Below are 25604 nucleotides of genomic sequence, written 5' to 3' on the forward strand. Positions count from 1 at the left end.
AATAAAATTTCTTCCGAAGAAAACTTCGAGCGTATATTTTTAGGCTCATGTTGCGTTTCAGGGTTGTGTAGGCGTATAGGGTGAATTTTTCCACCTAATCCATCATAATAAGCCATTGGTAGGTATTTTCCGGAGGGAGAACCATGAGTCGGATTATGCCTCATATGAAATATTGTTGGCAGTTGATTTCTTATATTTCAGTAAAGGGCATTGACGACTCTGGCTTTAATTTTTCCAGAATATCCCAAATAAAACTGGCTAGTTATGGGATCATAATGAATAGCACCAACGATAAAAAAATCTTATGAAAAAAAGTTGAACTGGAGAGAAGGGCAAGCTATGTATTGTGGAGTTGTGGAGCGGTGGAGCGAAACCGGCTTGAGTATGGCCCAAAAAGCATTATGATTAGAAATTTTAGCCTTTGGTTTCGCACTATTGAATTTTTACTTTTAAAACAAACATACCCGCATAGCGGGTAGTATGAGGATGCCCCCCAAAAAAAGGAGGTAGATGGGAAAAACCCTAAAGAACCTATTTAAAAGGATAGTGTTTCCGGCCTTGCTTTCCGCAGGTACTATTCCGCATTGCTTCGTGATACTATAATAGATAAGAAGCGGATCGGGAGTTTTGTTAATTTTTTGGGGCCGTGGTATGCATTTGCATCAAATAACAAAGAATCTCCTGCCTTAAGATCGTAATTGTTATTTGAATGATCGTATTGAATTTCCCCTTCAAGAACATAAAGAAATTCAATCCCATCATGCTGGAAGAGCGGGTATACTTCTGATGCATCATCCAAGGTGATTAAATACGCTTCGACGGAAGCAAATTTTCCTGTTTTGTGCCCCAATGAGCGGTATTGATGTCCTGAGCCGGTGCCTCGCCTTTCTACCACAACGGCTGTCCCTTTCTTGACATGCTTGGCTTCGTAATTTTCTTCATATTTTTTGAAAAAACTGGTCACAGGTATATTAAGAGCCTTGGAGAGTGCTTGTAAAGTTGAAAGGGAGGGAGAGGTCGCTCCGTTTTCAATTTTTGAAAGCATACCGGGTGAAAGTTTGGCTATGTTAGCCAACTCGGAGAGCGTTAAATCCAATTTTCGTCGGAGCGATCGTATTTCCTTGCCAATTGCTACTTCAAGTGTTTTTTTCGATGGTGTAGTTTCTGTATTATCCATGTCTTTTTGGAGAGCTTTTTAATATTTTGTATTTTAAGTTAAGGCTTAGAGCTCAATAAGTAAAAACCTTAACTTTGTTTTTTACCAAACGTTGCATTAAAAATCAGCAGGTGTAAATATGAACTATCCCAGTCAAGCGCTTCATAGTTTTTAATCAATTCTTAAGGTGCTGCTTTTAATAGGGCCCTGATTTATTTCGAAACAACAGTTTACCATAATGACAATAACCTTCTTCTTAATCAAATGCCAAAATACTCGAATACATTTATCAAACTCGGTTGTTTTTCCGCAATGCTTTTTCAAAAAATATTACTTTTCGATTAGCCTTGTTGCCAAACATTTTGATCCCTTATTAAGCTTTCGGTTCTGATATATATGTATACGGTTTCGGAATTTTTAAAGAAAGGGAGTCCTTGGTAAGGGGTAGCAGGTAGGGCTCAAGCCGGGCATCTTTTCTCAGACTGTGCCCTAAAAGTTCGTAGTTGTGGCCGGTCCGAATTGTGGGCCCTATCCATGGCCCGCATTACCAAGGGCCCTGGGTATGTTTTATCTGTAAATATTACAGCATGGTCAGCGTGCGCTTGATTTCCCAGGGGGTGACATGCTGCATAAATTCTCCCCATTCGGCTTTTTTGAGGCGGATGAATTCATCGGCAATGGTGCCCAGGCCGTTTTTGACCACCTCGTCTTCCTCAAGTGCTTCCACCGCTTCCATAAGGTTCTGGGGCAGAAGGGTCAGGCCCATTTCCCGGCGCTGGCTTACAGAAAGATTCCAGATGTTTTTACCGCAAATAGCTTCACCTGGATCAATTTCGTTTTCAATGCCGTCCAAGCCTGCTGCGATCTGTGCCGCCATCAACAGATAGGGGTTGACCATGGCCGACGGCGACCGGTCTTCAAAACGGTTGGGGCTGGGGCAGCGGTAAAGCTGCGTGCGGTTGTTGTCTCCATAGGATGCAAACGACGGCGTCCATGTGTAACCGGAATTGGATGAATAAACAAACTCACCGCTCTGGATGCGCCGGTAACAGTTTATCTGGGGTGAAGAAACGGCAGTAATGGCCCGACAGTGTTTTAACAGGCCGCCGATATAGTGGATTGCGGTTTTGGAAAGGCCCAGGCCTTTCCAGTCTGCCTGCCCGTCTTTCAAGGGAAAGAGGTTTTTGCCGGATTGGGCATCGGCCACATGGAAATGCAGATGGGCGCCGGAGCCGGTTTTATCTTCGAACGGCTTGGCCAGAAATGTTGCAATGGCCCCGTATTTCTGGGCGATCTGACCGCTCATGAGCCGAAACAGGACCAGGCGGTCGGCGGCTTTTACCGCATCGGACCAGTCAAAGTTTATTTCGTACTGGCCGTTGGCATCTTCATGGTCGCTCTGGTAGATGCCGAAACCCATCTGGTTTCCGTAACGGATGATGTCCTGAAGATAATCAATGCTCTGGGCCATGCCTTTGAAATCGTAGCAGGGTTTGGCCAGGGTATCTAAATTGAGCGGGTCCCAGGGTTTGATGCCGTTTTCATCCTGCACAACCAGAAAATGTTCCGGCTCGAAACCGCCGTTTAAAGTGAGGCCTTTTTCCGCCATCACCCCGAGCATGCGCTTCAGGTTGTTGCGGGGGCAGTAGGGCCAGATTTCGTTCTTTACATAGAGATCGCAGTTGGCAATGGCCACATTGGGAATCCAGGGAAGCTGAACGTAAGTGTCGATATCGGTTCGAGCCATCAAATCATGGCTTTCCGGCCCCAGGCCCATGCCCCAGACGGCGGCACCGGCAAAACCGGCCCCATCATCCACCAGGCTGTCAAAACAGTCCACCGGGACCTGTTTGACTTTAGGCGCTCCGTGAATATCGACAAACTGGGCCAGAATAAATTCAATGCCCTGTTCTTTGAGCATCTCGCGGACCTGTTCACGCTGGCCTGACGGGTAGGACGTTATGGTTACAGGATTAGATGACATTATATTTCTCCTTATTTAAAAAATGGTCTTATGCGATCATTAAAATTTTTCAACAACTTAAAAGGCCTAATTTCTCCCAACTTGATTTCTCCGGGCCGGATCATTAAAAGGTCTCTCTTTTTTCCGGGCCGGAGGCCAAAGGAATATCCAGTGCTGTTGCAGCAGCCGTTGTAATGGCTCTCATGTCTTCGGGTTCAAGATTGTGCACGTTTGTTTTTCCCGTGCACCGTGCGATGATGGCTGCTTCCTGTGCCGTTCCTTTTATCCAGTGCAACCCTGCTGCTATGAGATCCTTTTCGCTTAGGTCATCGGCAAATATCAGCGTGTCGCCTTTGATGCTTCCCCCCAGGGCAATTCCCATAGCAAGGCTGAATACGGACCCCAGGCAGTTGTACGCCAGGGCTTTGGCCACATCCGTTCCGGACCTTAAACCGCCGAAATTCACCAGGGCGATTTCCTCTTCCATGTTCACGGCCTGAAGCCCGTGAACGGCATCACGCATGACCGTCAGGTCAATGGGGGAGGACAGTTCCACCCAGGGTTTGCCCACGCCTGTTGTCTGGTCGAGGAGCATCAGGTCAAATGAATTTTCAAGTGCAAAGGGGAGGGCTTTTTGAACCGCCGCCGCTGAAACGCTTAAGCCCAATAGCTGTTCCGGGCGCACCCGATCCGGGGACACCGGCTTAAAGACATCGCCCAGTTCGTAAATAATGCCGGCGGCAACAGTGCTTGGCGTTTCACCGGGTTTAAGCAACTGCAGCCAAGGATAGACAGCGGTTTTTCCCTCTGTCTGGATCAGCGGGCACGGTCCGATGTAGGCGCATCCGCTCTGGGAAAGGATCTGGGCCAGGGCCGATTGGACTTTGACCGGCGCCTCATTAAAGCCCGTGACAAAAAAAGGTTTTTCCAGGTCAATGGACGGCTGGTCTTCTTTTTTGGGGCCGATTCCGATGGAGCGGGTGATGCAGGTTTTGGTGCTGCATTCTTCGCGGTAGGGGTCGATGACCAAACGGGTCAGGGCCGCCGAAAGAAAGACAAAATCGTCCAGATGGGCCGGACGGCCTTCCGGATACGGGTTCTCACGTGGCGCAAGGCTTTCGGACAGAATCTGATGCTGAATTCCGATGTTGTTTGGCGTGGCCTCGCCCATCATGCGGATCAGTTCAAAGCTATGATTGGGATAATTGGCCAGACCGGTTTCTTTTTTATTAGACGAAGAGGCGGCCGATGCGAACTTATGGTTTTTCCGATAGTTGGGATCATATGGCAGACGGGTCAGGGCTGCAGCTTCCGGTGTCAGGGCAACCAGGTCGTCCCGGGTCAATTGGTTGACATTGTCATATCCCAGGGCATCGGTGATGGCGGCCAGCTGCCAGCGGATGGATTCCAGGTATTGATGCATTTTAAGCGCCCCTTTTTTGACATCGAACCGTTTTGTCAATTTGGGGTCCTGTGACGTCAGGCCAAGGGGACAGCTTCCCGTGCTGCACTGCATACACCCGATACAGCCCGATGCCACCAGCATGGGGGTTCCCAAACCAACGGCGGTAGCTCCCAGGGCCAGGGCCTTGGCCGCATCAATGCCGTTCTGGATTCCGCCCATAAGAACGATGGGCAACTGGCCTGTTGCATCGATTTCATCCAGTCCGTCCATGGCTTCCATAATGGCCGATATGGTGGGAATGCCCACATATTCGAGGACTTCGTTGGAAGCGGCGCCGGTTCCGCCTTGCAGACCATCCAGTTCCACAAAATCAAGGTTGTCTTTGTAGGCAATTTTCACATCATCACGGGTTCGTCCCCCGCCTAATTTGATGCTGATGGGAAGGCGCCAGCCCACCGCTTCCCGGAATTCCCGGATTTTCATGATCAAGTCATCACCCCCCAGCACATCGGGATGGCGTGATGGGGACCTAAGGTCCATTCCCTCGGGGATGCCGCGCATGGCAGCAATTTCCGGGGTGAGTTTGGCTGCCATCAACTGGCCGCCCAGGCCCGGTTTGGCCCCTTGGGAAATATACAGCTCGATACCGTCGGAGCGTTTCATGTCATGGATATTCCAGCCCAGTCGTCCGGACAGGCATTGGGCGATCAGCTGCCGGGCTTCAGCTCTTTCCACAGAATACATGCCGCCTTCACCCGTATTTTCTGAAATATCGGACATGGACGAGGCGATGCCCAGGGCCTGTTTCACACCGGGACTCAGTGCGCCGAAACTCATGGGGGCGATCATGACCGGCATGCTTAAATTCAGGGCACGGCCGCCGTGGCGGTCACCGATAAAGGTCCTGAGGGTGATTTTACCGGTAACATCCGCGTCTATTTTTGACGGATCAATGTCCTTTTTAAACGCAATGTCGTTAAAATGGGGAATCAGGCGGGCCGCACCGAATCCGCGGACCCGATACCGGCCGATTTTGCATTTGATACGGATATCCTCCTGGACCTTGGCATTCCAGTAGGCGCTTTCAGGGCCTGAAAATTCCGGGAAGGCAATCGGCTTGGTCCTGGGTTCGGGGGTGCCGTAGGTCAGATCCTTACCTTCGCAGACAATTTTTTTGAAGGTTCCTGAAAAGGCGAACCCGTATTGGGCAAGAAAGGCATGAATGCTTTTCAGATCTTCGCTTGTGGCTTCGGTCAGCATGGCATCGCTTCCCAGAGACTGAACCTCACCGCCCACGAATATTTCCCCCCCGGCCATGTTTTCACCGATCTTTTCCCCGGAGTCACCCAGGATGATGATCCGGCCGCCGTACATCATGTAGCCGGCCATAAAGCTTGAACTGCCCGCACAGAAGAGAGTGCCTTTTTTCATGACCTGGCCGGAGCGGGAGCCCATGTTACCGTGAATGATGATGTCTCCGCCACGCAAAGCCAGGCCTGCGATGGCTCCGGCATTGCCGTTCACCGTAATGCTGCCGGACTGCATGTTGTCTCCCACTCCCCAGGATACGTTTTTATCTACACGAATGTTCGGGCCGTCGCTGAGTCCGCCGCAGAAATACCCGGCCGATCCCTTGATATGGACGTCGATGGGATTGGTCAGTCCCACGGCAATATAGTGCCTGGCATCGGGATTCGTGATTTCAACGGACTGATGAATGGCGCCATAACCGCGTATGACCTCGTTGGCCATTTTTATGGGTGTTTGAGCAAGATCAATTGTTACCATGTGTTGTTCCTTTAATCTTAAGAGATATGCTTTTACGCCGCCCGTGACCAGAGGCCGTAGGTCAGTGGTGCCGGTTCCGTTGTTTCCAGGCCCTGGCCGGGAAACAGGCGGTTGATGCCCACTTCTTCTGACGAAATCACGATCATTTCATCGTTTTCGTATTTGACCATGGGTTTGGCTGCCAGCTTATCCTTGGCGTATCCAATGGAATCCGGCGTGGCCACCAGATAGGAATAGGTCCCGTCCAGATCGTCCAGCGAGGCTTTGAGGGCCTCTTCCAGAGTCAGTTCACAGCTCATTTGATAGGCCAGGTAGACGGCGATCAGTTCGGTGTCGTTCTCCGTCTGGAAGGTCATGCCCTTTCGTTCCAGACGCCTTCGCATGATCCAGTAATTTGTGATTTGGCCGTTGTGAACCGTTGCAATATCCGAGAACCCACAGGCCCAGAAAGGATGAGCCGTTTCAGGGCGTACACCTGATTCTGTGGCCAGGCGGTTGTGGGCGATGCCGTGGGTTCCGTTGAACTCGCCAATGTTGTATAACGGGGCCACATCAAACGGTTTTCCCACATCTTTCAGGATGTCCAGCTGCTTTCCCATGGATACGGGTTTGAGTTCCTTTTCAATGGCATGTGTCAACTCCAAAAGGTTGCCCGAAAATCGGGCCTGGATACCCAGGGTGCATCCTAATTTTTCCGTAGCAAGGACTGAGACCTGATGTCCGGACAGGATGTCATGAATACGCGCCGTTTCCGTTTCAGCACTCTGGCCGAATGGAATGAAAAAGCGCATGCGAAGGGTGTCTTTGACGGGCTCCCTGTAAAGGGCCCATCCGCATGAATCCATTCCACGATGTACCGTGGAATCCAAAATCAATGTCAATGCTTCACCGGTGGTCAGGTTGAAAGCGTGTTGATTGTGTTTAAATAATAGACCGGCTATGGCACACATATATGTATCTCCTTAAATTAATTAACTGTATTAAAAAAATATTCATCTGATGAAACATTTCGGACAAAAAGAAACTTCTCTCTTAATTTATTTTTTTTTAAGAAAAAAGCCGGGTTTGCCACAGGTTTGGAAGACAAGCGCTCAGGCGCCTGCCTTCCCGTGTCATATTCTGCTGATCAAAGATCAATAAACCATGCTGTCGATATTATAGGCTTCGTTTCCATGTTCACTGATATCCAGGCCAGCCATTTCCTCTTCTTCGGTTACACGCAGTCCGATGGTGTATTTGATGGCTGTAAAGAGAATCAAGCCTGTTCCGAAAGCCCATAAAAAGCCCGCACCCACGCCGATGGCCTGAGCAGCAAGAATTTTCAAGCTGAACGTTTCAACGCCCAAAAAAGCGTAGGCCAAGGTTCCCCAGGCACCGCAGACGCCGTGGACACTGATGCAACCGACCGGGTCATCCACTTTGAGGTTCTTTTCGATAAACAGGACGCTTATAACAACCAACGCACCGGCAACCACGCCGATGATGAGGGCACCGAAGACGGAAACACAATCAACCGCTGTACAAATGGCAACCATACCGGCCAAAAAACCGTTGACGGTCATACCCACATCCGGCTTTTTGAAAATTGCCCAGACCGTAAATAAGGCACCAATACCACCGGCGGCACCGGCGATATTGGTCATGACGGCAATACGGGCCAGGTTCCCGTCAAATGTGGTGGTACTTCCGGGGTTGAAACCGAACCAGCCGAGCCAGAGCAGGAAACCGCCGATAACGGCAAAGGGAAGGTTATGGCCCGGGATGGCCCGGGGGTTCCCCTTGGCATCAAATTTACCCAGACGCGGTCTGATCACGATGGCAGCGGCAAGGGCAATCCAGCCACCAATGGAGTGAACAACGGTGGAACCGGCAAAATCATAAAAACCGACACCCAGCACACCTTCAAGCCATCCACTGCCGTCCAGCAGACTGCCCCACGCCCATCCGCCGAACATGGGGTAGATAAACGCACAGATGACAACGCTGTAGGCCAGGTAAGCCGTGAACTTTGTCCGTTCGGCTACGCCACCGGATACGATGGTCGCCGTGGTGGCGGCAAACACACATTGGAAGAGCCAGAAAGCAAATCCCCACTGGGTTGCGGCGGTCTGGCCGAGGAAGAACAGTGATTCATCCGGGCCTGCAAACATGATATGGTAACCCACAACCAGAAAAGCCATGGTACCGATGCAAAAGTCCATGATGTTTTTCATCATGATGTTGACGGCATTTTTTGCACGGGTAAAACCGGCTTCAAGCATGGCAAAACCGGCCTGCATGAGAAATACGAGAAATGCGGCAAGACAGGTCCAGAGGACGTCACCACGATACTGAAGAATTTCGATGTCGGAAAGATATCTGTAAATCGTTGCCGTGACGGTTTGGCCGCCGACGTTAACCTCGATATCTTCACTGATGGGCGAGGTTTCATCTCTGTAGGAACCGGAAATCGGTAATTCTCTTTTGATCTCGTCCTGGGTTTTGCCCTGGAGAAGCGCCGGATCAATGGTCGAAAGTGCCTCTGTGACGGCTGCATCGGTTTCGGCATAAATAGGTGTTTGTATGCCGATGACGGCAAAAACGGCTGTAAATAAAATAAAGTAAAGGTATTTTGTTGATTTGGGAAATAAGGTTGTTTTTTTCATTTGTGTAAACTCCATATTGATTCGGATGAAAAGATTCCCGTTATATTGGGGTTCTTGATTTACAATGCCTGGGCGCCTGTTTCTCCGGTTCTAATGCGGATTACTTTTTGAACGGGCATAACAAAGATTTTTCCGTCTCCGATCTTCCCTGTGCCGGCGGCATCAATAATGGCCTCAGCGACTTCATCTGCTCTTTCAGCCTTGACAACTACTTTCAATTCGATTTTCGGCAGAAAATTGGTCGAGTATTCAGCCCCGCGATAGATTTCCTTGTGCCCCTTTTGACGGCCATGACCTTTGACTTCGGATACAGTCATTCCGGTAATACCTATTTTGTTCAAAGCCTCTTTAACTTCCTCCAGTTTAAATGGCTTGATGACGGCTACAATTTGTTGCATGCTTCCCCTTTCATTTCATTAAAATTGTTAAAGATACTCTGAAACGTTTACCAGCAAAACAGGTGCCACAAGTTTAAAATCAAAAATTAAATTTATAACCATATGAATATAAATATTATTTTTGCATATTCTGAAAGCGCCTATGTACACAATAATTAAATGGAATAAGAATTTTGAAATGTTTATTTCATCAATATTGCAAAATTGTTCTATCGCTCTTTCGGAGGATTTTTAGAAGTAAATTATTATAACTATTTGAAAATATAATTTAATTATATTTTTTATAGAATTATATGCAAGATTTGGCAGGATATTTAGATATCATGAATGGATGTTTAATGTGTAATAATTGTTTCATTTGTTTAGAGGCCGGTCAGATGATTTTGGTCGTCGTTTGATGTGATGTATCTTATTGGTATAATATGTAAAAACAAATAGATAGAGATTGTTTTTCAAAAGAATACCAAGTTTATTTGAAACGTGGCGCCAAGGCTATTGAAAAGTGTTTTGAGCTAAAAGTGCAATTTTGTAATAAGTATACATGCAAATTTGTAATAAACTGATTGCGCTTTTTGCGTTTAAGAATTTTTGCTTGTTTGGAAAATTGTTTTTGCAACATAATATATAATAAAGCATGATTTCTTAAGGCTACTGCTCGGTTTTAAGCGGAAAGACCATCTATGATTGAAAATCTTTCATTGGTAATTGCAATCAACATAGGTTTGTTTCATATGTTGTAAGCAGTTAAATAGCATGTAATTATTAATAGTTATTTTTTTAATATTTTATTTTGAATTGAAATCTTTCATATTGTTAAATATATCTTGACATAATATGTTTCAATTGGGTATGGTTCAACATTGATGTGTCTCCGGTGCTGTTGAATGACTGACCCGGAGTCTATTTAATAATTTATGAGTTCATATGATATGGGAACATATATGTCTGAGCAAATCATTAAAATTAATCTGGATAAGTACAGTTTGAATGCCGAGGCGATACTGGTTATTGACACAGTGGAAAAAACTGCTCCGGCAAAAGGTGGAATCCGTATTCATCCCGGGGTTACAGAAAAGGAAATTGCACTCCTTGCGGGTGAAATGACAAATAAATGTATTCTTGCGAATCTTCCTTTTGGGGGAGCAAAAGGAGGAATCCGGTTAGATGATCTCAGTCAGGTTGACAGAGCAATGTACGCGTTCGGCCGCGAATTATCAAAACTTGAGTTTCTGCCTTATAAATGGTGTGCCGCGCCTGATGTAAATACAAACAGTAAGGCGATAGATGCATTCATTGCCGGCTGTGCTTCTGTGAAGGGGTGGCGTAAATCAAGGCTTGCGGGAACAGGTAAATCAAGCGGAATACCCCATGAACTGGGTAGTACCGCTTACGGGGTCGTACTGAGCCTTGAAAAAACAATAGAAAAGCTCGGTCTGGATATCCCAATGGATGGGGCAGGGGTTATTGTTGAAGGGATTGGAGAAGTCGGCGGAAATGCAATACGCTTTTTGCTGGAAAAAGGGGCGCGGATTCTTGGGGTGAGCGATATCACCGGTGCCTTATATTGCAAAGACGGAATAGATGGAAAACTGCTGATGCAGACGATCCGGTCAGGCGGTAGCGTTAAGCAACTTTCCGGTCTTACGGGTGATACGAATTTTCAAAAAAACAGCAGGACATTGTTGGAAAAAGAAGCTGATGTCCTTGTTTTAGCCGGCCCTGGCCAGAGTATAAATGAAAAAAATGCAGGCAATTTAAAAGTGAAAATCATAGTTGAAGGGGCAAACATCGCCTATACCGATGTATCCCATAGAGAGACTGTGCATGCCAACGGTATAATATCGATACCGGGAATAATAGCAAACTCCGGAGGGGTTATTTCAAGCTATGAGGAATGGCTTCTTGAGAACCAGGATTTGATGACATCTTCAGCCGATGCCCAGTGGGAGCGGGTAACATCTTCAATTTACAGTCGGATCGATTTAAATATTACCGAACTTGTTCAAAAGATGAAGGATGATCACATGGCGCATACTCCGTTTTATTATGCGCACGAGATGGCCTGTGAACGAAAAGAAAATCAACGAAAATCAAACAGAATACTGCGCAACAAGACCAAAGAAATAAATGTCGATCTTGAACGCAAATTTGCAGTATTTACTAAATAAATATCGATTAAACATTGTTGAGAAGAAAAAAAGGGGGGCTTACCTTGTACATACTTTGCCTGAATTGTGATGATCGTCCGGGAATTGTTGCCGCGGTTGCGAACGCTTTGTGTAATTCAAACTGTAATATTGAGGAATCTTCACAGTTTGACGACCCATATTCCAAGCAGTTTTTTATGCGCGTTATGTTTTCTGCCGTAACTGAAGGGGCGGAAGAAAAGTTTAGAGCCATGTTTGAGGCTGTGTCTGAAAAATTCGGCATGAATTGGTATATGAGAGAAATGGATGAGCCGGTCAAGACGCTTGTTCTGGTATCGAAAGATGATCATTGTCTGAACGATATGATCTATCGCTGGCGGACAAAGCACTTGAATATTGACATAGTGGGCGTAGTCTCAAATCATACGGTAAACCAGGAGCTTTGCGAACACTTCGGGCTTAAATTTTATCATGTGCCCACGCAGGGGGTTGATAAAAAGGAGGTCGAGGCGCAGCATTTCAGGATTATCGAGGACACGGGTACGGAGCTCATTGTGCTTGCGCGCTATATGCAGATTCTTTCCGAGAATATGTGCGAGAGATACGCTGGGCGAGTAATCAATATTCATCACTCATTCCTGCCGGGCTTTAAAGGCGCAAAGCCCTATCATCAGGCGTATGAGCGCGGTGTGAAGCTTATCGGAGCGACCGCTCATTTTGTTACGAAGAGTCTTGATGAAGGGCCGATTATAGAGCAAGACGTCATGCGTATTGATCACCGGGATTGCCCGAAAAAGTTACAAATTCGAGGGCAGGACACTGAAGCCAGAGTGCTCGCACGCGCGATCGAAATGTACGCCGAAAGACGGATATTCCTTCACGGGAGTAGAACGGTTATTTTGTAGAGTCAATTTATTTTTAAAGATCAAGATTAAACTAACCCGGTAAAGGAAAAGGCGTTGTTCAGTTGTTTTTTCTTTGCCGGGCCATAGCTGGAGAAAGTGTATGACCGCAGAAATCATTAGCGGAACCGAGATTAGAAAGACTATTCTGGCTGAAATTAAGGCCGATGTTGAAAAGATGAGAGCCAAACACGGCAAAGTGCCTGGCCTGGCAACCATTCTTGTTGGGAAAAACCCGGCCTCTGTCAGCTATGTCACCTTGAAGGTAAAAACGGCTTTGTCCGTCGGGTTCAATGAAATTCAGGATGATCAGCCCGAAGATATCAGTGAAGCGGATCTGCTGGCTTTGATCGATAAGTATAACAATGATCCCGACATCCACGGCATTCTGGTTCAGCTGCCGTTGCCCAAGCATATTGACGAAAAAAAGGTGATTAACGCCATCAATCCGGATAAGGATGTGGATGCATTCCATCCCGCTAATGTGGGCAGCTTGATGATCAACTGTGATGAAGCCAAGTTCCTACCCTGCACCCCGGCCGGTATCCAGGAAATGATTGTTCGTTCAGGCACGCAAACATCCGGTGCGGAGGTCGTTGTGGTCGGCCGTTCCAATATTGTGGGCAAACCCATTGCCATGATGCTGGCCCAAAAAAGTGTTTGTGCCAACGCGACTGTAACCATTGTTCATACAAAGACCAAGGATCTTGCAGCCCATTGCAAACGTGCCGACATTCTTGTTGTTGCAGCCGGCGTGCCGGATCTTGTTAAACCCGAATGGATTAAGCCGGGGGCCACTGTGATCGACGTCGGAGTTAACCGTGTGGGCATGAACGAAGCCACTGGAAGAGCCATCCTCAAAGGTGACGTGGACTTTGATGCAGCCAAGGAAATTGCAGGAAAAATCACCCCGGTTCCCGGTGGCGTCGGCCCCATGACCATTGCCATGCTCATGAAAAATACCCTGAGAGCTGCCCAGTATGCCCTGGGAGATTTAATATAACCCCCATGTCCTAAATGAAAGGATTCGTCATGACCAAGAGAAAAATACGCAATGCTTCAGTTTATAAAATTGCGCAAGTCAGGGTTCTTCGGCCGGTTTAATGATAAATGACTGAATCCGGTTGCCATCCATGTCCTTTACCGTAAAATTCCAGTTATTCATGCGAACGGACTCCCCGGGATTGGGGATACGCTCCACAAGTTCCAGAAAAAATCCCGAGACCGTGTCGTAGTTGACGGATTCTGGAATTCCCAGGTTAAGCTCTTTGTTGAGATGATAGATGTCTGTTTTGCCGGCGATCAGCCACTTGTTCCCTTTGATCTGGACAATGTCCGGTGTATTTTTATCTGACTCGTCCGCAATTTCCCCAAAAATTTCTTCAACCACATCCTCAAGGGTGACGATACCGGACACACCGCCGTATTCATCAACCACAACAGCCATATGGCTCTTTTTTGCCTTAAAGGCTTTAAGCAGTGAATCCAGTTTCTTTGATTCCGGGATAAAATAAGGCTTTTTCATAATGGCTTTGACATCAAGGCGGTCCGAGGTCGCTTCCGAATCGTTCTTTTCCAAATATTTAGAAAATAAATCTTTGATATGCAAAATTCCTACAATATTATCGATGGTATCTTCAATCACCGGAATGCGTGAAAATCCTGTTTTTAAAATTTTTGGAATATCCAGGCTCTCGGCTGCATCCACCACAAACATGTCTGCCCTGGGTGTCATAATTTCAGAACAATAGGTGTCATCAAATTCAAAGATATTGGTGATGTATTCCATCTCTTCTTCTTTGATTTCACCTTCCCCTTCCACCACTTCCACCATGGTCATCAATTCATCTTCGGTCACGGTATCCTGGGAATTGTCTATGACGCCGTGCAGTTTAGGTATGAAATTAAGAACAAAGATCAAAGGCCATAAAATTTTCGACAACCAGTATATGGGATATATGACAGCCCTTGCGACCACTACATTGTTGTGGTTGGCAAAGGATTTTGGGAAAATTTCCCCAAACACAAGAATCAGAAGTGTCATGACACCGGTGGCAATTCCCACGGCATTGGACTGAAAATGGGCAATGGCAAGGGAGGTGGCAAGGGAGGATGCACCAATGTTTACCAGGTTGTTGCCGATGAGAATGGTGGTCAAAAGGGTGTGGGAGTCTTCCTTCATTCCCAGGATAAGCTGACCGGACTTTGAGCCATCCTTAGAGATATGAAAGGCTTTGATTCTGGAAATTGAAAAAAGCGCTGTTTCAGACATGGAAAAAAAACCGGATAGAAAAAGGCAAATGCATAACAAGGTTGCTTCAATACTCATAACCCGAAATATTTCCTATTATGAATCAGATTAAGTATTATAGCCGCCGTACGTTTTGGGGCACCCGGCAGACCTAATCGCCTGCGGACCTGATGAAGTTGCCGTTTATGGGTCTCAAGTTCAGGTAACATGGATAATACGGTTTTACTGATGGTTCCGGCATTGGCGTCATCTTGGATCAACTCCGGCATCACCTGGCGACCGACAATCAGATTGGCAAGCCCGATGTATTTGGCTTTCACAAGCAGTCGCGCAAGTCCATACGCCACTCCGGACATTTTATAAATAATTACAGTGGGCACAAGATTTAAAGCCGCTTCCAGCGTGACAGTGCCCGATGCGGCAATCAGAAGGTCGGCCCGTTCAAAAATTTGGTTTGGCCGGCCTGTTACAATCCGGCACAACTCACTGTTTGGATGGTGAGAAACAATCTGTTTAATGCGCTCTTCATGCTGGTTAATACCGGAGGAAATAAGACACCTTAAATAGGGATACTTCTTTGCGATAATACCGACGGAATCCAGCATCACATCAAGCAGTTTATCGATTTCAGCGGACCGTGAACCCGGAAGCAAGCCGATAATCAGATCATCTGACAGCTCTTTTTTATTGTTTTTGCTTAAAACCGGCAGACTTTGGGGGTATTCATCCACCAGGGGGTTTCCCACATAGGTGGCACAAATTTTTTTGGCTTTATAAATGGGAATTTCAAAGGGAAAAATAAGCGCGACATGGTCGATGACTTTGGCTATGGTATCCAGACGGTTGGCGTTCCAGGCCCAGACCTTTGGGGCGATATAATAACAGACAGGAATGTTGTAATGTTGTTTGATAAAGTTAGCGATCTTTAGATTAAATCCTGGATAATCAATGAGCACAACAGCATCCGGAGGATCTGTTTTTAATCGTCGCTTAACAAGACAAAAAGCCTGTTTAATGGTGCCAAACTGCCTGATCACTTGAACAAGGCCCATGGCAGACAGTTTTTCAATGGGAAAGAAAATGTCTGCCCCCTGCCCTGCCATGGCCTTGCCGCCGATACCCGTGATCCGGACACCGGGGCAAAGTTGTTTTAAAGACCGCACCAGGGCTGCCCCGTGGAAATCACCTGAAGGTTCACCAGCTAATATCATTATATGCCGGGTTCGTTCAGTCATGCATCTCATCCTCGGTTACGGCGATTATGCAGATATTGTATTTATCTGCAAGGGCAATCATTTTTTCACGGTCAAATGAAATTGACTTTTCAGCTTCAAGCACAAGCATGGTTACCCCTGATTGGTGCATGGTTTCAACGGTGGTGCATCCGGATGAGGGTAAATCAAAGCGCAGGTCCTGGTTGGGTTTGGATAATTTAACAACCGTGGCCCCGTTTCCCCGGCTCAGCCGCCCTCCCCGTTCTATGGTGGCGTCCGTGCCGTCAATGGCTTCTACGGCAAGAACCGTTCCATTGGAAATTACGAGACACTGACCGATATCAAGACGGCCAACAGCTTTGGCAAGCTTCCATCCCTGCTGGATATCTTTCTTTTCTGCTTTGTCAGGCTTTCGCTTGGTCCAGCATCCTTTGGGGCTGATCAGTTCAGGCAGAAGGAAGGTGGACGGTACCAGGGTAATACCTTGTTTTTCCAAAAGATCCGCAAAGGATGAAAGGATATTGTCATCGTGGGTACCCACCGTTTTGGCAATAAAAGCAAGGGCCTTTAAATCCGGCCTTATATCCTTAAAAATATTGGCCTTATTAATGGAACCCATGAGCAGTGCTCTGGTGACGCCATGGGATTTAAAATAGCGAAGCAGTTTGTTAAGCTGACCAAGATAAAGCCATTCAAACCGGTGAGTCAGTTGGGCCAGTTGGGGATCGGTTTCACTGTGGAATCCTACCCCAATCACTTTATAACCGTTTGCACGTGCCTTTTGGGTAAAAAGCAGCGGGAACTGGCCGCCACCGGCAATCAGGCCAATGTGGGAGGAACAATTCTTGCCTTCGCAGGTCTTCATGGAAATTAACGTGTCACCCCACGATTGGAATTTTTTATAAATTCAATGAAGGAAACCACTTCAGGCAGTTGCTCAACTTCTGCTTTGGTCCTTTCAACGGCCTGGGTCACTGTCAATCCGATCCGGAAAAATATCCGGTACGCTTTTTTCAACTGACGGACGACGGACGAGTCAAAATTATGGCGTTTGAGGCCCACATTATTCAACCCATGCAAGGTGGCCCGGTCACCTGCGGCAATGACAAAGGGTGGAATGTCTTTTACCACAGCGGATTTACCGCCGATGTAAGCATAGTCACCGATTTTGACAAATTGATGAATGGCTACAAGACCGCCGACAGTGGCATAGTCTCCAATTTCAATGTGTCCGGCAAGGGTTGAGTTGTTGGCAAGGATGACATTTTTGCCGGTCTTGCAGTCATGGGCAATGTGTGTATAGGCCATCAGATAATTTTCTTCACCCACCGCGGTGAGACCTCCGCCGAAGCCCGTGCCCCTGTTGATGGTGACAAATTCGCGGATAATGGACCCCCTGCCAATGGTCAGATGGGTGGTTTCGCCGTGAAATTTAAGATCCTGGGGGGCTCCGCCAATGGAGGCGTATTGAAAAATATTACAGTCCGGGCCGATGGTGACATGGTCGTCAATGGTGCAGTAAGGACCGATGGTTGTGCCGGAGCCAATGGTAACATCTCCTTTGACAATGGTATAGGGGCCAATGGTGACATTCTCATCTATTCTGGCGGATGAATCAATAATTGCCGTTGGGTGAATGGGTTGAATGGGTTGAATGGGTTGAGTCATGATTGCTCCGTCGAGCTGCCTTCCAGCTTTTTTATCCGTTTTTCAAGGGAAAGCAGTCGTGTTCTTAAACTGGGTAGCCGGGGTATGATACGGGACACTTTCAGCCAGATTTTATGGGACATATGGGGAATACCTGAAACGATATCGCCCGGGGAAACATTTGCGCTGACACCGGCATAGGGGCCGACAATGGCTCCGTCTCCGATCTCAAGATGGCCTGAAATACCAGCTTTGCCTGCGATAATAACGTTTTTGCCGATGGTAGTGCTCCCGGCAATCGCTACCTGGGCCACCACCAATGTATCATCCCCGATTTTAACATTGTGGGCGATATGCACCTGATTGTCCGTTTTAACGCCGTTTCCGATTCGGGTGATGCCTAAAGTCCCCCTGTCAATGGTATTGCAGGCACCGATTTCACAGCCATCACCGATCTGTACATATCCTGTATGTAGCAACTTGGCATGGGCGTGACCGTCCTGGACAAATCCGAATCCGTCAGAGCCGATGACGCAGTTGGGATGAATAATGGTCTGTCTGCCGATTCGTGTTTTATCTACCAAGGTGACGTTGGGGCTGATCCGGCAGGCATCATTGAGCCGGCATTGTTTTCCGATCACTGTATTGGCCATGATGTGGACATAACTGCCGATGGTGCAGCCCGGCCCTATGCTCACATGGGCCTCAATGCGTGTGCCGTCGCCAATAATGCAGTCATCTGCGATAACAGCCGACGGGTGAATAAATTCTTTCAACGGCTCTGCAGGCATCAGATGCTCAACAACCTTAAAAAAAGCAAGCTTCGGATTATCAGAGTAAAGAAGCGTTATACCGGAAACAGCAGGAGCTTCGTTGGGCACAAGAATGATTCCGGCTTTTGTTTCATCCAGCCGGGAAAAAAAAGAGTGATCCACCGCAAAGGTCAGATCCTTGGGCCCGGCATCGTCAAAGGAGGATACCCCGGAAATGGTTGTACCCGGATCCCCATGTATCCGGGCATCAACCATGGCAGCTATTTGGTCGGCTGTAAGCATAAATTATTTGTTCTTAGCGTATGTTGAATTGTATTCTTTAATGACCTCATCAGTGATATCCACCTGATCTGCAGCATAAATAACACCGGCAACTTTTTTTTCAATGATCAAAGTATACCCTTGGGCCTTGCCCAATGTGTTGGCGATGTCGAAGACATCTTTTTGGATTTGATTCATCCGTTTATTTTGCAGAATCTTCATTTCCTGGGTATAATCCGAGTTCATTTTTTTTAAGTCATCGGCCTTATCCCGCAATTCCCGTTGACGCTCAAGTTTTTTTTCAGCACTGAGCACAAGGGCTTCACGCTCCAAGGCCGCTGACATATCTTTAACCTTTTTTTCCTCGGCCTGAAGTTTTCCCTGAAGTTCATTCAGTTTAGCCTTGAGGTCTTTTTGCATCACTTTGCCGGCACTGGATTCCTGCAATATTTTTTCAAAACTGATCATGCCTATTTTAGCCTTATCCGCTGCAAAAGCGCTGCAAGTGAACATTGCGGCAATAATCAAAACTGCCGGAACTATAATGCTTTTTTTCATCTATGCCTCCGAAAATAAATTATATTTTAAAAAAACGCACCAATTGAAAAGTCAAATTGACCATCGCCGGTACTCTTAACATCCTTACCGTCTATAACAATACCATAGGCCAGTCTGATGGGCCCCATGGGAGAGTTCCATCTAAGTTCAAAGCCTGAGCTGGAATACTGATCGCCCAAGTCAATATTTTCCCCGTCGTTGTAAACATCGCCTCGGTCGTAGAAAAAAACGCCGTAAACCGCCTGTTCTTCTGCAATGGGAAACATCATTTCGATATTAAACTGGCAATATGACTCACCGCCGATCTCAATTCTGGACCCATCTCTGGTACCGTTGATGTCGGTATCGTCAAACCCTCTGATGGAATTGATACCGCCAAGATAGAAGCGCTCCCAGTCTATATCCGGATCTCCATTGGTTCTGTCATCAAGGTATCCGCCCTTGGCATAGATACCGGCTGAAAATTTCCAGAATAAAGGGAAAAATGCAGCGGATTCCACAAGATATTTGGTAAAATCAATCTCCCCGCCCAAAAATTCCCCTGCATATTCAAGGGACAATTTGTGATACATGCCCTGGGTGGGCAAAAAACTGTGGTTTCTTGAATCATAACTGATATAAGGCGTAATACTTGAGGTAAGATAAGAGCCTTCAGTAACCGATGTATGATCGGATTCAACATCATCAATATCAAACTTCTCAATGTTGTAGCTTATACCAATAGTAGTGTAATCCCAGAATCGGCGGGAGGCCGCCCGCAGGGTGAGCCCATAGGCGTTTTTATCATAATAATCGTATTCGTGTTCAAATTTATAAATATTAAATCCGGCTGAAATAGGCCTGTCAAACAACCAGGGTTCGGTGAATCCGATATCATACAACGCAGTTTCTCCGGACATCCGAATGGTGAATTTTCCTGTTTGCCCTTTGCCGAAAAGGTTACGCTCTTCAACGGAAAACTGGCCGAATGCACCGTCATCACTGGAAAACCCGCCACCAAAAGAGAAATTCCCCGTGGGCTTTTCTTCAACGGTGATATGAACGTCCCGTTTGTTTTCTTCTTCGGTTTTAACCGGTTTGATGTCGATATTCTGGAAATAGTCTTTGAACACCAGGTTTCTGTTGGAGCGCTGGATTTTTTTCATGCTGTAAAGACCCTGCTCTTCAATGGCCAGTTCTCTTCGGATCACCTTATCCCTGGTCTTTCCGTTGCCGGTAATAATGATCCGGTTGAAGTAGACAAGCGGACCCTTATCAATATCAAAGCTTATATTTACAATTGACTGATCATCATTCTTATCCACCCTTGGGATTACCCGGACATTGGCATATCCCTGGTTGGCATAAAAATCGTTCAGGGTAATCATATCCTTGCGGACAAGTTCCCGATTATATAACTCAGATTTCTGGGACACCAGAAGTGCCAACAGTTCTTCTTCCGTGGTCAGGATGTCACCTTTAATGGAGATCACACCATTTTTATATTGAACGCCCTCATCAATTTTAAACCGGATGGTGATCTCTTCTTTTCCCATGTTCACCACAGGGTCTGACACTTTGACATTTATAAACCCATTGTTCTTATAAAAGGCTTCTATGCGAAGCACATCATTATCAAGTTCCGTTTCGTCAAGTTCTCCCGATGATGTTATAAATGACCAAAACCCCTTTTCCCGGGTCTGCATCTCATCTTTGATATCATCATCGTCAAAATATTTATTACCCTCAAATTCAATGGTTGTGATTCTTACTTTTTCACCTTCTTGAATATTAAAAACAATATCTGCCTGATGGTTTTCCAACGGTTTTATATCATAGGAAATAATACAGTTATGATAATTTTTTTCATAATATAAACGCTTGAGTTTATCCACATCGCTGTTCAACTTATATGCATTGAGAATGGATCCGGTTGATGTGCCTACAACCTCAAATAATTCTTGGTCCTCATAAATATGATTATTTTCGAAGCGGATATTACGAACACTGGGTTTTTCCCGGACTTCAAAGATGACCTCAACCCCTCTATCCATGTTCTGTTTTTTGATGGTCACATCATCAAAATACCCCATTTTATATACGCTGTTCAGATCATTATTTAACGCGGTGCGACTTAGAATATCGCCTTTCTGGGATGAGATCACCCTTTGGATGGCATCGGCATCAACACGGACATTACCTTTGATGCCTATGGCTGAAATGATTTTCTGCTGAAACAATTCGCCTATAATATCTTTTTCCAGGGAGGTTATGCCTGCATACAATTCGGATGGGCTTGGGGATTGTGAAAAAAAGGTTAAAGGCGCCTGTTTTTCATATACATTGTGCATCTGGGAATCAATGCTCAACGCCTGTCCGGCTATAAAAATGTCGCCGGTAATGATCCAGTCAACACCTAAACGCATACCCTCCTGACGGAATTGATCGTATTTCCAATTAGTTGTATCAACAAGGGTGTCGGTAATCACGACGGCCGCACCGTCTTTTTCAAGCTTTTCCTTCAACATTTTTGACACAGCCGGTGCAATTTTTTCATTGGGCTGCTCTGCCTGGACATGAAAGGGAAATAGTGCAACTGCGACCCGTTCCTCGGCAGACACCAGGCTTATCCCTAAAAGGTAGAAAAACGCTGCAAGCAATACACTGAACTTAAAATTTCTCATAGATAGACCTAAGTGATTTATTTTACTTAATTATTACTCTTTATACCGGTACGATTTTCCCGTCTTTCAATGTCAGTCGTCTGTCCATTAAGCCGGATAGTTCCGCATTGTGGGTAACCACGATAATGGTCATCCCCATTTCCTTGTTAAGTTCTTTTAGGAGTTGATGAACCGCTTGGCTGTTTTTTTGATCCAAATTGCCGGTGGGCTCATCAGCCAGTAACAGGGCCGGTGCCATAACAAGTGCCCTTGCGATGGCCACCCGCTGCTGCTCGCCACCGGACAGGTCTTCTACCCTGTATTTGATTCGGGCACCAAGTTCTACCCTTTCAAGCATATTTACTGCATGTTTTTCAATAGTTTTTTTAGATTTACCATTGATCAGCCCAGGCAGCATCACATTTTCAACGGCTGTAAATCCCTGGAGCAAATAGTGAAATTGAAAAACAAAACCAATATTTTTATTCCTAAAGGCGGCAAGCTTTTCGTCATTATACCCCAGAATATCTTCACCGCAAAAGCGCTGGTTTCCCTCGTCGGGCCTGTCAAGGGTGCCGATAATGTTAAGCAGGGTGGATTTGCCGATACCCGAAGCCCCCACAACGGCAATGGTCTCACCCTGTTGTATGGATATATCTGCCTTGTGCAGAATGTCCACTGCAGCTGTTTTGGATACAAAAGACCGTGAAACCCCATTCAGTTGAATCAGCGGCGTATCACCCATATCTGATGGCCTCCACCGGATTCATTCGTGATGCTTTATACGACGGATACAGGGTGGACAAAAAGCAAATCACCAATGCGGATACGGCGGTTAAAATAACATCCGAATATTCAAGCTGAACCGGTAGCGTGGAAAAAGGATATGCCTCGGGCAACTTGATAAATTCGTATCGTTTAAGGATGTAACAGATCACCACCCCAAGCGTTGTCCCGATGCCCGTACCGATTAACCCGATAATCATTCCTTTAATTATAAAAATCCGGCGGATCATTGAATGTGTGGCACCCATTGCTTTTAGTACGGCAATATCACGGGTCTTTTCCATAACCATCATGATCAATGCCGACGCAATATTAAATGCCGCCACAAGGATAATCAGCGTTAGAATAACAAACATGGCGGTTTTTTCAAGTTTAAGCGCTGAAAAAAGGCTGTGGTTGATATCCATCCAGTTACGCAGATAATACGGATATTTTATGAATCCAAGTCCGTTTTGGCTTAACTCTTTTACCTTGAATATCTCATCGGTCCAGATACCGTAAGCAGAAATCTTGCCTTTGGCAGATACCAGAGCCTGGACCTGATCCAGCCGGGCATAGGCCAGACTGGAATCATATTCCGACATACCGGATTTAAATGTGCCGACAACCACAAACTGCTTCATGGACGGAATCTGACCCATGGGGGAAATAATGCCTGATGCAGACATAAGAATTACGCGGTCGCCTTCCATCACCCCCACGGTATGTGCCAGGGACTGTCCAAGAATGATACCGGGAAGGCCTTTTGTTATTGATGTTTTGTTCAATACGTTCCCAAGGTCTTCACTGGTGTATCCTTTGATCAGTGCAGCTCCTTTTTCCGGTTCGATCCCCCGGATAATGATGCCGGAAAAAGAGTTGGCCGTGCGTATCATGGCCTGGCCGAATAAAATGGGAGATACGGCCGTGACCCCGGGAGTCTGCCTGATCTTATCTTCCATGTTCGGGTCAGGAATAAAATGGCCGGAATAATTCATGGCCAGGATATGGGGTTCCAGTCCAAGAATTCGGTTTCTAAATTCGGTTTCCGATCCGCTCATGACGGCAATAACCACCACCAATGCCATGACGCCGAGAATAACACCCGCCACGGACAACAGGGTAATCAGAGAAATAAATCCCTCCTTACGTTTGGCCCGTAAGTATTTTCCGGCTATGAAAAATTCTGCTCCCACAGATACCTTTTATGCATGCTTCATATGTGGAAAAAGAATCACTTCCCGGATGGAAGCGGCATCCGTGAGCAACATGACCAGACGGTCAATACCGATCCCCTGCCCGGCCGTAGGCGGCATGCCGTATTCCAGGGCCTCAACATACTCCGAATCCATAATATGGGCTTCATCATTGCCCTCATCACGCTGACGCACCTGCATGAGAAACCGGTTATACTGGTCTTCAGGGTCATTGATTTCGGAAAATCCGTTGGCAATCTCTCTTCCGGCAATAAATAATTCAAACCGGTCCGTGAGTTCTGAATCCGAATCGCTTTTTCTGGACAAGGGGGATACTTCCACCGGATATCCGGTGATAAATGTGGGCTGGATGAGCTTGGGCTCCACAAGGGCATCAAATAGTTTGGTCAGCACTTTGCCGTGCCGGTCCTTTTTGGCAATTTGAATATTTTCCTTTTCAGCGTGGGCAAGCAATGCCTGGGTGTCATTAACAATGGCCGGATCTACGCCGCCGATCTGTGACAGGGAATCGACCATGGAGATGCGTTGCCACCCCTTTGAAAAATCAATGGTCACCCCCTGGTATTCAACTTTGCTGTCGCCGGTAATCTGGGTGACAATGGTGGAGAACATCTCTTCGGTCAGGTTCATCAGATCTTCATAGGTAGCATAGGCCTGGTAGAACTCAACCATGGTGAATTCCGGATTATGCCGGGTGGAGACCCCTTCGTTCCTGAAATTCCGGTTGATTTCAAACACTTTTTCAAATCCGCCGACAACCAGTCGTTTGAGATATAGTTCCGGTGCAATACGCAGGTACAATTCCATCCCCAGTGCATTGTGCCAAGTTTTAAACGGTGTGGCTTCGGCACCGCCGGGCAATGTCTGCATCATAGGTGTTTCCACCTCCATAAATCCGTTTTCATCAAAAAAACGTCTCATGGCAGCCACAATGGCACTTCGTTTTTTAAAAATCTGCCGGGTATTTTCATTCATGATCAAATCAAGGTACCGCCGGCGGTATCTTTTTTCAGGATCCTTAATGCCGTGAAATTTTTCAGGCAGCGGCCTTACGGATTTGGATAAAAGCTTAAAACTTTCGGCAAGCAGGGTCCACTCACCGGTTCTTGTCTGGAACAAAGGCCCCTCAACACCAATGAAATCACCAATATCCAATTTTTTAAACAGGGCATATACGTCATCGCCCACCTTGTTTTTCTGGATATATACCTGCAGTTGTTCACCGGCATCCTGGAACCTGACAAATGAGGATTTTCCCATTTTATTAATGGCCATCATACGGCCCGCCAGGCAAAATTTGCGTCCGTTTTCGCCCAGGGTATCGGCATTTTTTTCTATAATTTCTTTGACTTCATGAACCCTATGATCCGGTTTGAAATCATTGGGATACAGGTTGATGCCGTCTGTTTTCAGCTCGTTTATTTTTTCTTTGCGTAGATCAAGAAGTTTGCTTGTTTTGTTATCCATAAAAATAGTTGCTTTCGTTTATATTTAGGCTCCGAATTTATACATAAAAAGGGCCGTTTCCTTTTAATTTAAAATTTTTAGGTACGGTAAACCCCATGAATAAAACATGGTAAAATAGCGTTTTTGTATAGGCTTGTCAATGACGGCACGGAAGGCCAGTGCTGACGCATAAATAATAAAAGGTCGGCCGAAGTTGTTCCGCCCACTCCTTTTTGGGAAAATTCCGCCTTTCCTTCTTTCAGAAGGCATCGGAAAGGTAGTTCTTCCTACACAAACCATGGCCTGTACCGAAGATTTTCATTCCGTCCGGGCATAGTTCTCCCCCATTCCAGGCTTGAAACTGTTTCGATTACCTGTCCGTGGTTGCCGTCTCACACTAATCGGAGTTGAAAGGGGGCGGACAGA

At 46.5% G+C, this 25604-nt stretch carries 19 protein-coding genes; 3 read left to right on the plus strand and 16 right to left on the minus strand.

The window, feature by feature from the left end; all coding sequences use genetic code 11:
- Nucleotides 1-574: 574 nt before the first annotated feature.
- The 6 genes from B147_RS0119135 to B147_RS0119170 all read right to left on the minus strand — a co-directional run bounded on the left by B147_RS0119135 (nt 575) and on the right by B147_RS0119170 (nt 9355).
- Nucleotides 575-1177 (minus strand): helix-turn-helix domain-containing protein, encoded by a 603-nt coding sequence (locus B147_RS0119135; RefSeq protein ID WP_026259734.1) that lies wholly within the window; start codon nt 1175-1177, stop codon nt 575-577.
- A gap of 559 nt (nt 1178-1736) precedes the next feature.
- Complete coding sequence (glnT, locus tag B147_RS0119140) at nt 1737-3140, minus strand: type III glutamate--ammonia ligase (RefSeq protein WP_020588820.1); 1404 nt, start codon at nt 3138-3140, stop codon at nt 1737-1739.
- Between the two features lie 103 nt (nt 3141-3243).
- Nucleotides 3244-6312, minus strand: coding sequence for a glutamate synthase-related protein (locus B147_RS0119150; RefSeq protein WP_020588822.1), 3069 nt, complete (start codon nt 6310-6312; stop codon nt 3244-3246).
- Between the two features lie 32 nt (nt 6313-6344).
- Nucleotides 6345-7262, minus strand: coding sequence for a class II glutamine amidotransferase domain-containing protein (locus tag B147_RS0119155; RefSeq protein ID WP_020588823.1), 918 nt, complete (start codon nt 7260-7262; stop codon nt 6345-6347).
- 183 nt (nt 7263-7445) lie between these two features.
- Nucleotides 7446-8957: an ammonium transporter gene (locus B147_RS28940; RefSeq protein WP_020588825.1), complete on the minus strand. Its 1512-nt coding sequence runs from the start codon at nt 8955-8957 to the stop codon at nt 7446-7448.
- 59 nt (nt 8958-9016) lie between these two features.
- Nucleotides 9017-9355 (minus strand): P-II family nitrogen regulator, encoded by a 339-nt coding sequence (locus tag B147_RS0119170; RefSeq protein ID WP_020588826.1) that lies wholly within the window; start codon nt 9353-9355, stop codon nt 9017-9019.
- A 941-nt stretch (nt 9356-10296) separates the two neighbouring features.
- On the opposite strand from B147_RS0119170, the gene B147_RS0119175 reads away from it, so the two are divergent.
- The 3 genes from B147_RS0119175 to folD all read left to right on the plus strand — a co-directional run bounded on the left by B147_RS0119175 (nt 10297) and on the right by folD (nt 13407).
- Entirely contained in the window at nt 10297-11523 is a 1227-nt protein-coding gene (locus B147_RS0119175) for a Glu/Leu/Phe/Val family dehydrogenase (protein ID WP_157237959.1), read from the plus strand.
- A gap of 44 nt (nt 11524-11567) precedes the next feature.
- The gene (gene purU, locus B147_RS0119180) at nt 11568-12407 is read left to right on the plus strand and encodes a formyltetrahydrofolate deformylase (protein WP_020588828.1); all 840 of its coding nucleotides are present in this window, start codon (nt 11568-11570) and stop codon (nt 12405-12407) included.
- Nucleotides 12408-12507: 100 nt separating this feature from the next.
- On the plus strand, nt 12508-13407 hold the full coding sequence (folD, locus tag B147_RS0119185) for a bifunctional methylenetetrahydrofolate dehydrogenase/methenyltetrahydrofolate cyclohydrolase FolD (protein WP_020588829.1): 900 nt from the start codon (nt 12508-12510) through the stop codon (nt 13405-13407).
- 78 nt (nt 13408-13485) lie between these two features.
- On the opposite strand, the gene B147_RS0119190 is transcribed toward folD, so the two are convergent.
- The 10 genes from B147_RS0119190 to lysS are packed head-to-tail and all read right to left on the minus strand — an operon-like array spanning nt 13486 to nt 25199.
- Nucleotides 13486-14733, minus strand: coding sequence for a hemolysin family protein (locus tag B147_RS0119190; protein ID WP_020588830.1), 1248 nt, complete (start codon nt 14731-14733; stop codon nt 13486-13488).
- Nucleotides 14730-15890 carry a lipid-A-disaccharide synthase gene (gene lpxB / locus B147_RS0119195; protein ID WP_020588831.1) on the minus strand — a complete coding sequence of 387 codons (1161 nt, stop codon included), beginning with the start codon at nt 15888-15890 and terminating at the stop codon, nt 14730-14732. The genes B147_RS0119190 and lpxB overlap by 4 nt, the downstream gene beginning before the upstream one ends.
- Nucleotides 15883-16734 carry an LpxI family protein gene (locus tag B147_RS0119200; protein ID WP_020588832.1) on the minus strand — a complete coding sequence of 284 codons (852 nt, stop codon included), beginning with the start codon at nt 16732-16734 and terminating at the stop codon, nt 15883-15885. The genes lpxB and B147_RS0119200 overlap by 8 nt, the downstream gene beginning before the upstream one ends.
- Nucleotides 16735-16739: 5 nt before the next feature.
- Nucleotides 16740-17537, minus strand: a complete 798-nt coding sequence (gene lpxA, locus B147_RS0119205) for an acyl-ACP--UDP-N-acetylglucosamine O-acyltransferase (protein WP_020588833.1) — start codon at nt 17535-17537, stop codon at nt 16740-16742.
- Nucleotides 17534-18571, minus strand: coding sequence for a UDP-3-O-(3-hydroxymyristoyl)glucosamine N-acyltransferase (lpxD, locus tag B147_RS0119210; RefSeq protein WP_020588834.1), 1038 nt, complete (start codon nt 18569-18571; stop codon nt 17534-17536). Before lpxD ends, lpxA begins: the two co-directional genes overlap by 4 nt.
- Before the next feature lie 3 nt (nt 18572-18574).
- Nucleotides 18575-19108 (minus strand): OmpH/Skp family outer membrane protein, encoded by a 534-nt coding sequence (locus B147_RS0119215; RefSeq protein WP_020588835.1) that lies wholly within the window; start codon nt 19106-19108, stop codon nt 18575-18577.
- 26 nt (nt 19109-19134) lie between these two features.
- Complete coding sequence (gene bamA / locus B147_RS0119220; RefSeq protein WP_020588836.1) at nt 19135-21771, minus strand: outer membrane protein assembly factor BamA; 2637 nt, start codon at nt 21769-21771, stop codon at nt 19135-19137.
- A 40-nt stretch (nt 21772-21811) separates the two neighbouring features.
- Nucleotides 21812-22495, minus strand: coding sequence for an ABC transporter ATP-binding protein (locus tag B147_RS0119225; RefSeq protein ID WP_020588837.1), 684 nt, complete (start codon nt 22493-22495; stop codon nt 21812-21814).
- A complete protein-coding gene (locus B147_RS0119230; RefSeq protein WP_020588838.1) occupies nt 22488-23711 on the minus strand; it encodes a lipoprotein-releasing ABC transporter permease subunit in 1224 nt (407 codons plus the stop codon). Before B147_RS0119230 ends, B147_RS0119225 begins: the two co-directional genes overlap by 8 nt.
- Nucleotides 23712-23720: 9 nt before the next feature.
- A complete protein-coding gene (lysS, locus tag B147_RS0119235; RefSeq protein ID WP_020588839.1) occupies nt 23721-25199 on the minus strand; it encodes a lysine--tRNA ligase in 1479 nt (492 codons plus the stop codon).
- Nucleotides 25200-25604: the final 405 nt, after the last annotated feature.

The organism is Desulfobacter curvatus DSM 3379, assembly GCF_000373985.1.
Lineage (GTDB): Bacteria > Desulfobacterota > Desulfobacteria > Desulfobacterales > Desulfobacteraceae > Desulfobacter > Desulfobacter curvatus.